9 protein-coding genes are annotated in these 13,074 nt (G+C 64.4%); 6 read left to right on the top strand and 3 right to left on the bottom strand.

Annotation, left to right across the window (positions count from 1 at the left end):
* Positions 1-12 precede the first annotated feature (12 nt).
* Entirely contained in the window at positions 13-1,281 is a 1,269-nt protein-coding gene (locus ACWCOO_RS04810) for an MFS transporter (RefSeq protein WP_446831821.1), read from the bottom strand.
* A 135-nt stretch (positions 1,282-1,416) separates the two neighbouring features.
* Here ACWCOO_RS04810 and ACWCOO_RS04805 point away from each other — a divergent pair, with 135 nt between their 5' ends.
* The 6 genes from ACWCOO_RS04805 to ACWCOO_RS04780 all read left to right on the top strand — a co-directional run bounded on the left by ACWCOO_RS04805 (position 1,417) and on the right by ACWCOO_RS04780 (position 9,153).
* Entirely contained in the window at positions 1,417-2,790 is a 1,374-nt protein-coding gene (locus ACWCOO_RS04805; RefSeq protein WP_446831820.1) for an MFS transporter, read from the top strand.
* A gap of 33 nt (positions 2,791-2,823) precedes the next feature.
* Positions 2,824-5,424 carry an aconitate hydratase AcnA gene (acnA, locus tag ACWCOO_RS04800; protein WP_446831819.1) on the top strand — a complete coding sequence of 867 codons (2,601 nt, stop codon included), beginning with the start codon at positions 2,824-2,826 and terminating at the stop codon, positions 5,422-5,424.
* A gap of 9 nt (positions 5,425-5,433) precedes the next feature.
* The gene (locus tag ACWCOO_RS04795) at positions 5,434-6,324 is read left to right on the top strand and encodes an ABC transporter ATP-binding protein (RefSeq protein ID WP_446831818.1); all 891 of its coding nucleotides are present in this window, start codon (positions 5,434-5,436) and stop codon (positions 6,322-6,324) included.
* On the top strand, positions 6,321-7,334 hold the full coding sequence (locus ACWCOO_RS04790; RefSeq protein WP_446831817.1) for an ABC transporter permease: 1,014 nt from the start codon (positions 6,321-6,323) through the stop codon (positions 7,332-7,334). The genes ACWCOO_RS04795 and ACWCOO_RS04790 overlap by 4 nt, the downstream gene beginning before the upstream one ends.
* A 240-nt stretch (positions 7,335-7,574) precedes the next feature.
* Positions 7,575-8,405, top strand: coding sequence for a TatD family hydrolase (locus tag ACWCOO_RS04785; RefSeq protein ID WP_446831816.1), 831 nt, complete (start codon positions 7,575-7,577; stop codon positions 8,403-8,405).
* Between the two features lie 115 nt (positions 8,406-8,520).
* Complete coding sequence (locus ACWCOO_RS04780) at positions 8,521-9,153, top strand: glutathione S-transferase family protein (protein WP_446831815.1); 633 nt, start codon at positions 8,521-8,523, stop codon at positions 9,151-9,153.
* On the opposite strand, the gene thrC is transcribed toward ACWCOO_RS04780, so the two are convergent.
* Both thrC and thrA read right to left on the bottom strand, forming a co-directional pair.
* Positions 9,122-10,441 carry a threonine synthase gene (gene thrC / locus ACWCOO_RS04775; protein ID WP_446831814.1) on the bottom strand — a complete coding sequence of 440 codons (1,320 nt, stop codon included), beginning with the start codon at positions 10,439-10,441 and terminating at the stop codon, positions 9,122-9,124. The two genes, ACWCOO_RS04780 and thrC, sit on opposite strands and share 32 nt — an antisense overlap.
* Before the next feature lie 26 nt (positions 10,442-10,467).
* On the bottom strand, positions 10,468-12,945 hold the full coding sequence (gene thrA, locus ACWCOO_RS04770) for a bifunctional aspartate kinase/homoserine dehydrogenase I (RefSeq protein WP_446831813.1): 2,478 nt from the start codon (positions 12,943-12,945) through the stop codon (positions 10,468-10,470).
* Between the last annotated feature and the right edge of the window lie 129 nt (positions 12,946-13,074).

Genomic DNA, 13,074 nt, shown 5'->3' with positions numbered 1-13,074 from the left:
TTGCGGTGTTAACTAGTGCCCCGCGGTGGGCCCCCGGCCGCGTTTGAGGAACAGCAGCAACGCCGGGCCCAGCACCAATAGCGCGGCGGAGAACAGTAGAAGCGTGTTGTAGCTGCCGGTTTGATCGAATGCATTGCCGAAGATCGGCGGGCTGATGGCCGTGATGACGGCCACCCCTATCACCAGCAGCGAATAGACGCGTCCGTAGGATTCGAGACCGAATTCCCGCGCCGTCAGGTAGGACAGCGCGTCCCATTCGGCGCCGGCAGCAAGCCCCAGGCAGAAGGCCGCGACAACCACCAGCCACACGGGTAGCGCCGGCAGCACCAGCAAGCCGCAGGCAATGGCTCCGCTGGCGAGTGCGAAGAAAGTCAGCCCCGGAGCCCATAGCTTGTCGAGCAGGTAGCCCACACCCAGCCTGCCGACCATTATGAATAGACCGATCAGACTGAACAGCGCGCCTGCCTGTACCGCCCCATAGCCGACGTCGCGGAGAATCGGAATGAAGCTGGAGATCAGCCCGCCGATACCGAAAGTGGCGGCGCAGAAGGCAATCGACATGAGCCAGAACGCGCGGCTCTCGAATGCCAGGCGAAACCCCTGGGCGCGGGGGGCTGGAGCTTCTTCGGATGACGCTTCTTCCGGCGAGTCTGCAGCCGGACGCGCAGCGCCGGAGAGCGTCGGCTTCGGCGCATCGCGCAAGCCCGCCACCACCACCGGAACGCCGATCAGGAGGATCGCGGCCGACAAACCGAAATAGCCGGCCCGCCAGTCGAAAGTCTCGATGAGGGTGGCGACGAAAGGCGGCGCGGTAAGCGCCGTCAATCCGCTGCCCATGAGCATGATGCCCAGCGCCAGACCCCGCTTTTGCACGAACCAGCCGGCCACCAGCCGCGACAGCGCAATCGCCGAACCGCCCACGCCCAGCATGGTGGCGAACGACCAGGCCGCGTAATAGCCGAACAGCCAGTCGGTGCTGAAACCGATGATTGCCATGCCCAGCCCGTAGCCCGCGGTGCCGGCAATCACCAGCGGGCGGGCGCCGAAACGGTCCAGGAGCCAGCCCACCAGCGGCGAAAGGCTCGCAGACGTGAAGGTGGCGACCGTGAAGCTGAACGCCACTTCGGCACGCGACCAGCCGAACGCCTCCCCCAGCGGCACAGTAACCACGCCCACGACGTAGATCGGAATCGTGCCGAAACTGAACGCCTTGGCTATTACGGCCGAGCCCAGAGGCTTCCAGCCGCGGCGAAACTCCTCCCAAGGATTGCTGGAATTCATGCCGCGAACATACGCGCATATGCCCGCCGAAAGCAAGCGCCGATGCTTGCGCAGGTGTTGCCAACACCCAGCCACGGGCGCCCTGCCCGTAGAATACGGCCCCCATGACCGGATTTTCAGCAAAGTAGCGCACCGGTGAATTCCGCCACTTCTTCCCCGCCGCCCGTGCCTTTCGTTCAGCGACTGACCTGGGGCGCCGGTTCGCTGGCCACCATCAGCTACCTCAACGTTTTCACGGCGCTGGCGCTCTACTACCTGACGCTGGTGCTGAAGATGGACCCGGCGCTGGCGGGCTTGCTCATCACGCTGGCGCGGTTGATCGATGCGTTCAGCGACCCGCTAATGGGCTGGGTCACCGACCACACGCGCTCGCCGATGGGTCGGCGGCGACCCTACCTGCTGCTGGGCGCAGTGATTTGCGGCGCCTCCCTGCCGGCGGTTTTTTCGATGCATTCGCTGTTCGCGGGCCTGCCGCCCGCCTGGGGCGCGGTGATGATCGTGCTGGTGTTCTATTCGCTGGGCTTCACGATCTTCAACGTGCCCTACCTGACTATCCCGGTGGAAATGACCCGCAATCGCATTCAGCGCCTGAGCCTGATGAGTTACCGCTCGGCATTCATGATGGTGGGTGCGATGCTGGGAGCCGCGGTCGCTCCCGCGCTGGTCGAAGAACTTGGCGGAGATACCGATGCCGCCGCCTACCAGCGCATGGGCCTCATGTTCGGTTGCCTGGTGTTCGTGTTTATGCTGCTCCCCTTCTTCGGCACTCGTAATGTTTATAAGGCGCCGTTGGAGAAGCAGCCGAGCTTGACCCTCTGGCAGCAGGTGCGCACCGTTGCCGCCAACCGACCCTTCGTCCTGCTGATCGGCGCCAAGTGCACGCAATTCGTTGCGCTGGCCGTGACCGGCGGCACCTCCGTGTTCATGTTCACGGTTGTTCTCAAACAACCCCTCACACTGCTTCCCTTGCTGGCGCTATCCACCACCTTGACCATCCTCGCCAGCATTCCATTCTGGAAGTGGTGCGGGCAATTCATGACCAAGCGGCGCGGCGTGCTGATCGGCGCCGCCGGCGAATCGCTGGCCAGCCTGACCTGGCTGCTTGCCAGCCCCGACTGGAGCCGCGAGGTTCTGATTGTGTTCCTGGTTGCGCGCGGCATCGTCAGCGGGATCTTCGGTTCCGCGATCCTGCTGTATTCGCAAGCCATGTGGCTGGATACCATCGACCATGACCAGGAGCGCACCGGCCTGCGCCGCGAAGGTCTTTACACCTCGGTTTATGTGTTCGTGGAGCGGCTGGGCTACTCCGCCGGCCCGCTGCTAGTAGGATTGCTGCTCGGCGCCTCCGGATTCGACTCCGACCTCGCTCCGGAAAACCAGCCGCCCAGCGCCGCAACGGCTGTGCTGATCTGCATGGCAGCCGTCCCTGCGCTCGCCCAGCTAGGTATGCTCTATTTCGTATGGCTCTATCGTCTTCCCGAAATAATAAGTGGTAAAACAAAGATTTAGCCAATTTTTGTCTTGAATTAACAGTACCTGGAAATGCCTGCCAATCACATACGCCGTCTCGAACTTGAGGGCCGCTCGTACCGCTATCACGACATCACGGCACTGGGCCCCGACGCGGTCGCCAAACTGCCTTACAGCCGCAAGATCCTGCTGGAAAACCTGCTCCGCAACGCGGACGCCAGCGCTTCCGCACAAGACCCGCTCGCGGCCCTTGCCGGGCAGGCGGAACTGGAGTTCCGGCCGGCGCGAGTGATCCTGCAGGACTTCACCGGCGTTCCCGCCGTGGTGGACCTGGCGGTGATGCGCGACGCCATGGAGGATCTGGGCGGCGATCCGGAAGCCATCAATCCGCTGGTGCCCGCCGAGCTGGTCGTGGACCACTCGGTGCAGGTGGACCACTACGCCAGCGCCGATGCCCTGGCCCGCAACAACGCGCTGGAATTCGAACGCAATCGCGAGCGGTATTCGTTTCTGCGCTGGGGACAGCAGGCGTTCCGGCAGTTGAAAGTGGTTCCGCCGAACACCGGAATCGTCCACCAGGTGAATCTCGAACGCTTGGCGCGGGTCGTATTCCGCACCGGCGAGCCCGGCGATGAATTGCTCTATCCCGACACGCTGGTGGGAACGGACTCGCATACCACGATGGTGAACGGCCTCGGCGTACTGGGCTGGGGCGTAGGCGGCATCGAAGCGGAAGCGGCCTTGCTGGGCCAGCCCGTCACCATGCTGCCGCCGCCGGTGCTCGGGGTGCGGCTGCACGGCAGGCTGCGGCCGTCCGCCACCGCCACCGACCTGGTGCTCACGGTCACCGAAGCCCTGCGCGAACGTGGCGTGGTGAACTGGTTCGTCGAGTTCTGCGGTGAAGGCTTGCGCGGTTTGCCGCTGGCGGATCGAGCCACTCTGGCCAACATGTCGCCGGAGTTCGGCAGCACCTGCGCCATCTTTCCCATCGACGCGGAAACCATCCGCTACCTGGAACTGACAGGGCGCAGCCGGCAACACATTGCGTTGGTGGAAGCCTATGCGCGGGCACAGGGTCTGTGGCGGGACGACGCCGGCCCGGAAGCGGAATTCGACGATACACTGGATATCGACCTGGGTGCCGTGACACCCTCCATCGCCGGCCCCAAGCGACCGCAGGACCGCATTCCGCTCACGGAATCGAAGGCCTCATTTGCCGCGGCGCTCAAGGAACGCGCTGCCCCCACCGTGCCGTTTGCAGGCGACAAGCCCGGCGACGGCGCGGTGCTGATCGCCGCCATTACAAGTTGCACCAATACCTCCAACCCGTCGGTGATGATGGCGGCGGGCATGCTGGCCAAGGCTGCCAGGGAGCGCGGCCTGAAGCCGCCGCCCTGGGTAAAGACCAGTCTGGCGCCCGGCTCGCGGGTGGTAACCCGATATCTCGAAGCGTCCGGAGTGCTGGACGATCTGGCAGCCCTGGGGTTCGATATCGTGGGCTACGGCTGCACCACCTGCATAGGCAACTCGGGGCCGTTGCGCGAAGACATCGCGCGCCACGTCCAGGAATCGGGGCTGGCCGGCTGCAGCGTGCTGTCGGGCAACCGCAACTTCGAAGGCCGCATCCATCCGCTCTCGTATTTCAACTACCTCGCCTCTCCCCCGCTGGTAGTGGCCTGGGCGCTGGCGGGACGCATGGATGTGGACCTGGAGAACGACCCGCTGGGCACGGATACCGCCGGGCAGCCGGTGTATCTGCGTGACATCTGGCCCGATCCCGCTGCGGTGCAGGCGGAAGTGAGCCGCCATGTGCAAGCGGAGCAGTTCGAACAAGGCTACGCCGGCGTTTTCGATGGCGACGAACGCTGGAATGCGCTGCACAGCCCCGAAAGCAGCCGCTATCCCTGGGACAGCGAATCCACATACGTGCGCAAGCCGCCGTTCTTCACGGGCATATCCGCACAGCCGAGCGAGCCCCAGCCGGTGCGTTCCGCGCGTGTGCTGGCCCTGCTGGGGGATTCGGTGACCACCGACCACATTTCGCCCGCCGGAGCAATCGCGGCCAAGTCGCCGGCCGGGCGCTGGCTCAGCGAGCAGGGCGTGGCAGCGGCCGACTACAACTCCTATGGCTCAAGGCGCGGCAATCACGAAGTGATGCTGCGCGGGACATTCGCCAACATCCGGCTGCGCAACCAACTGGCCGGGGGCGTGGACGGCGGCTGGACCCGTATGCAGCCCGAGGGGGAACTGCTGAGCATCTATGACGCGGCCATGCGCTACCGCGAGGCCAATACACCGCTGGTGGTCCTGGCCGGCAAGGAGTACGGCTCGGGCTCGTCGCGTGACTGGGCTGCGAAGGGCACCGCACTGCTGGGCGTGCGCGCCGTGATCGCCTCCAGCTTCGAACGCATACACCGCTCCAACCTGGTGGGCATGGGCGTGCATCCACTGGAATTCCCGGATGAAGCAAGCGCCGCCGAAATGGGCCTGGACGGCAGCGAGAGTTACGGCATCGGGGCGCCCAACGGCGTCAACGTAGAGGTTTGCGCCACCCGCGCCGATGGCTCGAAGGTGGAATTCCAGGCCCGCTCGAGAATCGACACTCCAAAGGAGCGCGAATACTTCCGCCACGGAGGCATACTTCCCTACGTGCTGCGCCGTCTGGCGGCCTGAGTCGCGCGCATGACAAGCCCGCCGATTCTCGCGGTGCGCGACCTGGTTAAGGATTATGGACCGGTGCGCGCGGTGCGCGGGATTTCCTTTGATGTGCAGCGCGATTGCTGCTTCGGTCTGCTCGGCCCGAATGGCGCCGGCAAGACCACCACGGTGGAAATCATCGAAGGCGTTACGCCGGCCACCTCGGGCGAAGTGCTCTACGAAGGCCAGCCGGCCGGCGCGGCGTTTCGGCAGGATTCCGGCGTGCAGTTCCAGACCGCGGCCCTGCAGGATTTCATTACCGTGCGCGAAACGCTGGAGATGTTTCACCGGCTCTATCGGCGCCGCGCCCCTATCGAACAGGTGATTTCCGACTGCGCGCTGGGGCCGCTTCAGAAACGCGATAACCGCAAGCTTTCCGGCGGCCAGCGGCAGCGGCTGCTACTCGCAATTGCGCTGGTGAACGATCCCAGCATCCTGTTTCTGGACGAACCCACCACCGGCATGGACCCGCAGGCTAGGCGCAATTTCTGGGAGCTGGTCGAACGCATCCGGGCGCGCGGGAAGACCATTGTGCTGACCACGCATTACATGGAAGAAGCGCAAGCCCTGTGCGACGAAATCGTGATCATGAACGAAGGCGTGATCGTTACCCAGGGCGCCCCGGAACAGTTGCTCAAGGCCCATTACAAGGAAATCATCCTGGAACTTCCGGAAAGCGACCTGGCCGAACTGCCGCCCGAGTTTCCCTTCCTCAGTTACCGGCGCAACGGCATGGTGGAAATCCATACCGACGACGCCAACGAGGCCATCGGCCGGCTGATGCGCGCGGGCGCGCCGCTGGGTCGTCTGAACACACGCCCCTACCGCCTGGAGGACCTTTTCCTCGACCTCACCGGAAAGGAGCTTCGCTCATGATCCAGCGCATCCTGGCTATCCTCCACGCCCGCAACCTCGAATTCCTGCGCGACAGGGCCACGCTGGGCTGGAACGTGGCCATGCCGCTGCTGCTGGTGGCCGGCATGGCGGCCATTTTCTCGGGTGGCGACCGGTCGGAATACAAGGTGGCTCTTATACAGGCCGACGCACAAGTGGACACCTCGGCGCATCCCTTTCTGCAAACACGCTACTTCGATTTCATTCCCATGCCGCAGGACGAGGCCGTGGATCGAGTGGCCAATCACCGGCTCGACCTGGCTCTGAACCTCGACACGGGCGCCTACTGGATCAATCCGGAATCGCCGGGAGGCTATTTCGCCGAGCGGCTGCTGCTGACATCGTCCGATAACGGCGCCTGGCTGCGGCAGCCCGCCAGCGGCGAGCCGATCAGTTATGTCGATTGGCTGATTCCGGGCATCCTGGGCATGAACATCATGTTCAGTTGTCTGTTCGGCGTGGGCTACGTGGTGGTGCGCTACCGCAAGAACGGATTTCTCAAACGTCTGAAGGCCACTCCGCTGAAGCCAGTGGAATTCATGGCGGCGCAGATTCTGTCGCGCCTGATGTTGGCCATCGTGGTTACCCTGCTGCTGTATGGCGCCACGCGCCTGCTGCTGGATATCCGCATGGAAGGCAGCGGGGTGGCGTTGTTCCTGGTGGCGGTGCTGGCTGCCATCAGCCTGGTGTCGATCGGGTTGGCGATGGCGGCGCGCGTCACCAGCGAGGAACTGGCCGGTGGGCTGCTCAACCTGGTGACGTGGCCGATGATGCTGCTCTCGGGGGTCTGGTTTTCGCTGGCCGGTGCGCCGCAGTGGGTGCAGCAGCTTTCCAATGTTTTCCCGCTCACGCATGCGTTGACAGCCGCGCGCGACATCATGCTTTACGGCGCGGGCTTGGGCGACGTGCTGCCACAACTGGCGATTCTGGCGGGCATCACAGCGTTGTTCCTGGGACTGGGAGCAGCCATGTTTCGCTGGCGGGGCGCGTGACCTATTGCACAGCGGGGCTGTCTCGACGAGAGGCTTCCCTACCGGTTTCTGCTTTGCAGCGGCTTTCAGGCTGGTGGGCTTGTTGGGCATCTCTTCCTGTACCCTTCCTCGCGGGAGACGCATGAACCCATCCTTGGGGCTTGGTGGCGACATCCTGTCGCCAACACTCCCGCGAGGAAGGGTACAGGAAGAGATTCTTTCCGATCCTTATGGCGGGAGAGCTAGTGGGGTGATCCTTGAATGAAGGATGCTGACGTGGGATGGGTTGATATTGGGGCGAACCTTGCTGATGAGTCGTTTGATGCGGATCGGGATGCGGTTGTAGAGCGAGCGGGCGAGGCTGGGGTGCGGTGGATGATCGTGACAGGCACTGGTCTGGCGGAGTCGGAGCGGGCGCGGACGCTGGCGGAGAGGAACCCGGACCGCTTGCGATGCACGGCGGGGATTCATCCGCACCTTGCTACGCAATGGACCGATTCTCCGGAGCGGGCACGCACGGTTCTCGGGAGCTTGATGGGCGGTGAACTGGCGGTGGCGGCGGGCGAATGCGGTCTTGATTACTTCCGCAATCTTTCACCGCCCGAGGCGCAGCGGGTTGCGTTCGTGGGCCAACTGGAATTGGCGGCCGAGCATGACAAGCCCGTTTTCCTGCACCAGCGTGCTGCCCATGCCGACTTTCTGGCAATCCTGAAGGACAGCGAGGTCGCGCGGCTTGGGGGAGTGGCGCACTGCTTCACCGGCGGGCCGCAGGAAGCCGAGAGTTACCTGGACCTGGGGCTCTACATCGGCATCACGGGATGGATACTGGACGAGCGCCGTAACCATGAGCTACTCGAAGCCATGGACGTCATTCCAGCGGAGCGCGTATTGCTGGAAACCGACAGCCCCTACCTGCTACCGCGCCACTCCGCCGTAACGCCCGTGCAGAAACGCCGCAACGAGCCGGAATTCCTGCCCTACGTGGCGCGTGCCGTAGCGGAGCGGATGGGCCTGGACCCCGAAGAACTCGCGCAAGCGGCATTCCGCAACACGCAGACGCTGTTCGGGTGGCCGAACGGCGCTTGCGCTTGAGCGTCGCCATGCCCACACTTGGCCGGTCTGTTGCGCCGCCCCACGGCCGGTGCGGCGACTTGAGGTAGAAATTGCGCACGCTGGCGGAATGCGCAGAAAAACGGAGGAGGCAGCCATGAGCGAGGAACTTGTTTTCTACACCAACCCCTGGTCGCGGGGGCAGATTGCCCGCTGGATGCTGGAGGAGGTGGGCGTCGAATACCGCACCGAAATCCTGCAGTACGGCACAGAGATAAAATCGGAACGCTTTCTGGCCATCAATCCGATGGGCAAGGTGCCGGCTCTGAAGCACGGCGAGGTCGTTGTTACGGAGACCGCCGCGATCTGCGCCTACCTGGCCGACGCTTTCCCGACAGCCGGGCTGGCTCCTCCCGCTGGCGAACGCGGCGCATACTACCGCTGGCTATTTTTCGCCGCCGGCCCCTTGGAGTCTGCCACCACCAACCGTCATCTGGGATTCGAGGTGCCCGCGGAGCGCGAGTCGATGATCGGCTACGGAACCTTGGAGGCGGTGCTCGACGCACTGGAGCTCGCTGTCAGCGCCAACGCATTCGTGGCCGGCGACCAGTTCAGCGCCGCCGACGTCTATGTAGGCTCGCACATCCAATGGGGCCTCGAATTCAAGACGCTTGATGGCCGCCCAGCGTTTGCGGATTACTGGTCCAGGATTGAGACTCGCCCTGCCCGGCTGCGCGCGAAAGCGATGGACGACGCCCTCATGCCGCCGCCCGAACAAGAATCGGAGTAAGCGCGGCCAGGCGCGCGGGAATTTCCGCGTGGCTGGAGGGACGGGACAACAGTTCCGCGAGTTGCGGGGGCGGCGCGATACTTGCGCCGATCAATGGTTCCACCACGGTATCGAATTTGGCGGGATGGGCGGTGGCGGCCAGGACCCAGTCGCCGGCGGGCGCGCCGGGACGCGACAGGCGCTCGTGGCAGGCATCTACGCCGGCGGCGGTGTGGGGGCAAAGAGCGATGCCCGACTCGGCGTATTCCCTGCGTATTCGCTCCTGGATGCGCGCATCGCTGACGCTGCTTGCCGTCACGGCCTCGCGAATACGCTCCACATCGCCGTCGAAATAATGTTGTAACCGCTCCATGTTGCTCGGATCGCCCACATCCATGGCATTGGCCAGCGTACCTATGCTTGCCCGCCCCTCGTAGAGACCGCGTGCCAGGTAGTCTCCGATCGTGCAATTGGCGTTGGTGGCCATCAGAATGCGGCCGATGCCGGCGCCCATTTCGCGAGCCAGCAGGCAAGCGAAGGCGTTGCCGAGATTGCCTGTGGGCACCACGAAATGCGCACCTTCCGGCGCGTTCAGGGCGGCCCAGGCGTGATAAACACCTTGCGGCAGCAGGCGCCCCAGGTTGATGCTGTTGGCGGACCCCAAGCGCACTTGTCCGCGTAGCTCGGGGCTGGCGAAGGCCTGTTTCACGAGGCGCTGGCAATCATCGAAACCGCCCTGCACCGCCACTGACTGCACATTGCCGCCCCAGCATCCGAGATGGTGCTCCTGGCGCGGCGATATTCGGCCCTTGGGGAACAGCACCACCACCTGAATCCGCTCGCGCCCGGAGAATGCCGACGCGACGGCGGCGCCCGTATCGCCGGAAGTCGCGACCAGGATGGTCAAAGGCGGCGAAGCGGCGCTTTCGTTGGCCAGAATGCGCTCCAGGCAGGCGGCCAGAAACCGCGCGCCGTAATCCTTGAACGCAGCGGTGGGGCCGTGAAACAGCTCCAGCAGCCGCAGGCGAGCACCATTCGGTGCGGGCGACAGCTCCCTGAGCGGCAGCGGATAAGCGAATGCGCTGCGGCAGATTTCCGGCAGCGCCGCGGCCAATGAAGAACCCTCGAAGAACGGGGCCAGCATGTGTTGCGCAAGTTCGGCCGGGCTGGCGCTCTTGGAAAGCGCCGCGCGTGAAAACCTCGGCAGGCGCTCGGGCACATACAGCCCTCCGTCCGGCGCCGTGCCGGACTGCAGCACGGTTTCGAGGCCGGCAGGGCCTGCACCGCGAGTGCTGCAGAAGGCGATCATCGCAGACTCCGCGTTAGGGAGCGAGGCTAGCGCGGTGCGCCCAGCATCCGCGCCAGGCGCAAGACGTCCGCGAACACGCCGCCGGCGGTCACTTCAGGCCCCGCGCCCGGCCCCTGCACGACCAGCGGGCTGTCGCTGTAGCGCGCGGTGCGGAACAGAAACATGTTGCTGGTCAGATGCAGTCGGGCAAACAAGTGATCCTTGGGCAGCGATTCGAGTTGCACCGAAGCGCGGCCTTCGCTGTCGAGCCTGCCGACGTACCGCAGCACACGGCCTTCCGCCTCTGCCTGCTGCAACCGCTCGTGCATCTCGCCGTCGTATTTCGCCAGTCCATCGAGAAATTCCGCTACCGGCGCGTCGTCGAGTTCCGCCGGCGCCAGGCTCTCCACCTCCACGTCCTCAAGCTCCATTTTCAGGCCCAGTTCGCGCGCCAGGATCAGCAGCTTGCGCGCCACATCCATGCCGCTCAAGTCTTCGCGCGGATCGGGTTCGGTGTAGCCGGCGTCGCGGGCGGCGCGAACCACACTGGAGAATTTTGCTTTGGCGTCCAGCGCATTGAACAGATAGGCCAGAGTTCCGGAAAAGATGCCTTCCACACTCAACACCTGGTCGCCGGTAGCGATCAGGTCGCGCAGCGTTTCGATTACCGGCAGCCCCGCGCCCACGTTGGTTTCGTAGAGCAGGTGCACACCGTTATCCCGGCGCAGTTTATGCAGCCGCTCGTAGCTCTGCCGCGGCGCACTTTGGGCGCGCTTGTTGGGGGTAACGACGTGGATCCCGGCGGCAAAGAAATCGCCGTAGCAATCGCTTATTTCCTGGCTGGCGGTGCAGTCCAGGATCGCCGCGTGCGGCAGGTGATCCGGGTTGACGTGCGCGCTCAAGCGCTCGATTTCCAGCGGTTGGCCATCCGCGGCCAACTGTTCCCGCCAGCGCGCCAGGTCCACGCTGCGGGCGGCCAGCAGCATACGACTGGAGCTGGCGATGGCGCGCACCCGCAAGTCCAGATTGAAATTCTCGCGCAACTGATCGCCGGCGCTCGCGATCTGGTCCAGCAGCTCGGCGCCCACATTGCCGACGCCGATCACGCCCAGAGAAAGCGTGGTCTGCGACAGGTAGAAACCGCTGTGCGCCGCCCGCAAGGCCCGGGTGGCGCTGGCGGCGCTGACCACGGCCGAGATATTCCTTTCCGATGACCCCTGCGCGATTGCGATCACGTTCACGCCCGCTCTTCCCAGCACACCGAAAAAACGCCCGGCAACGCCCGGAATGCCGACCATACCGTCGCCCACCAGCGCCAGTACGCTCACGCCGTCATTGCGTGTGACCCGGCTTACCTGACCAAGACCCATCTCCTCGGCAAAGGCCTCGCGCGTAACCTGCTCAGCCCTCTCGACATGGGCTTGCGGCACGGCAAACGTAATCGAATGCTCGGAACTGGCCTGGGTAATCAACAGCACCGAAACCCGGGCTGCGCTCAGCGCGCTGAACAGCCGGTCGGCAGTGCCGGGCACGCCGATCATTCCCGAGCCTTCCAGACTCAGCATGGACACGTTCTCGATCATGGTGATGCCCTTGACGGGCTCGTCGGGATCACCGTCCGCGGAAATCAGCGAACCGCGCAATTCCGGCTTGAAGCTCGACCGTATCCATACCGGAATGGTCTTGCTCACCACCGGACCCATGGTTTGCGGATGGATCACGCGGGCGCCGAAATAGGCCAGTTCCATGGCCTCGTTGTAGGACAGCTCGCGGATAACGTGCGCTTCGGGAACCCGCCCGGGATCGGCGCTCATGACGCCTTCCACGTCGGTCCAGATGGTTAGTGACTCCGCATTCAGCAAGGCGCCGAATATCGACGCGGAAAAATCGCTGCCGTTGCGCCCCAGCGTCATTTGCAGCCCGCGGCCATCGCGGGCTACATAGCCGGTAATGACGCGAATCGCGGCGGTATCGTCCTTCAGCAGACGTGCAAGGTGCCTTCCCGAAGCCTGCCAATCCACAACCACACCGAGTTCCCCCGGTTCCACGCGCAGAGCCTCGCGCGCATCCAGCCAGCGGGCGTTCCGCCCGTCGGCGCCGGCTCGCTCGTCGATCAAGGCCGCCAAAAGCCGCGCCGACCAGAGCTCGCCGCAGCCCGAAACCAGGGCTTCGACACGCGGCCCCGCGGAGCGGATCAGAGCCGCCGAATGCAGAATGTCCGATACATCGCGGCAGTCGCGACTCTGAGCAGCCAGCAATTCGGCGCGCCGCCCGGCATCGGCAATCAGCTCTCCGGAAATCGCCGCATAATCCGACTGCAGCGACTCAAGCGCCTTCTGCCAATCTTCCGCACCAGCCACCGCACTTTCGATCAACCCAAACAGAGCGTTGGTGACTCCGCGCATAGCGGATACCACCACCGCGATGCGCGGTGAATCATCGCTCAGCACGATGCCCGCGACACGCTGGAAGCACTCGGCGTCCGCCAGGCTGCTGCCTCCGAATTTATGCACTGTCCAGTTCATGGATAAAGCTTCATGCCAGCGGCACCGGTCTGTACCGGCAGGCGGCCATTATGGCCGGATTTGATCCGGCGGCAAGGATTGTCTATGAGCATCAAGCCCGCCACTGGGATGGCTTGCACTCATATTACT

The organism is Candidatus Foliamicus sp., from assembly GCF_965221325.1.
Classification (GTDB): Bacteria; Pseudomonadota; Gammaproteobacteria; order Steroidobacterales; family Foliamicaceae; genus Foliamicus.
Note: the sequence above shows the minus strand (reverse complement) of the source record. Positions and strands in the feature narration are given on the sequence as shown.

Coding starts and splice junctions, on each gene's coding strand:
- ACWCOO_RS04810 (WP_446831821.1), bottom strand. CDS start 1,281: ATGAATTCCAGCAATCCTTGGGAGGAGTTTCGCCGCGGCTGGAAGCCT.
- acnA (WP_446831819.1), top strand. CDS start 2,824: ATGCCTGCCAATCACATACGCCGTCTCGAACTTGAGGGCCGCTCGTAC.
- ACWCOO_RS04795 (WP_446831818.1), top strand. CDS start 5,434: ATGACAAGCCCGCCGATTCTCGCGGTGCGCGACCTGGTTAAGGATTAT.
- ACWCOO_RS04790 (WP_446831817.1), top strand. CDS start 6,321: ATGATCCAGCGCATCCTGGCTATCCTCCACGCCCGCAACCTCGAATTC.
- ACWCOO_RS04785 (WP_446831816.1), top strand. CDS start 7,575: ATGAAGGATGCTGACGTGGGATGGGTTGATATTGGGGCGAACCTTGCT.
- ACWCOO_RS04780 (WP_446831815.1), top strand. CDS start 8,521: ATGAGCGAGGAACTTGTTTTCTACACCAACCCCTGGTCGCGGGGGCAG.
- thrC (WP_446831814.1), bottom strand. CDS start 10,441: ATGATCGCCTTCTGCAGCACTCGCGGTGCAGGCCCTGCCGGCCTCGAA.
- thrA (WP_446831813.1), bottom strand. CDS start 12,945: ATGAACTGGACAGTGCATAAATTCGGAGGCAGCAGCCTGGCGGACGCC.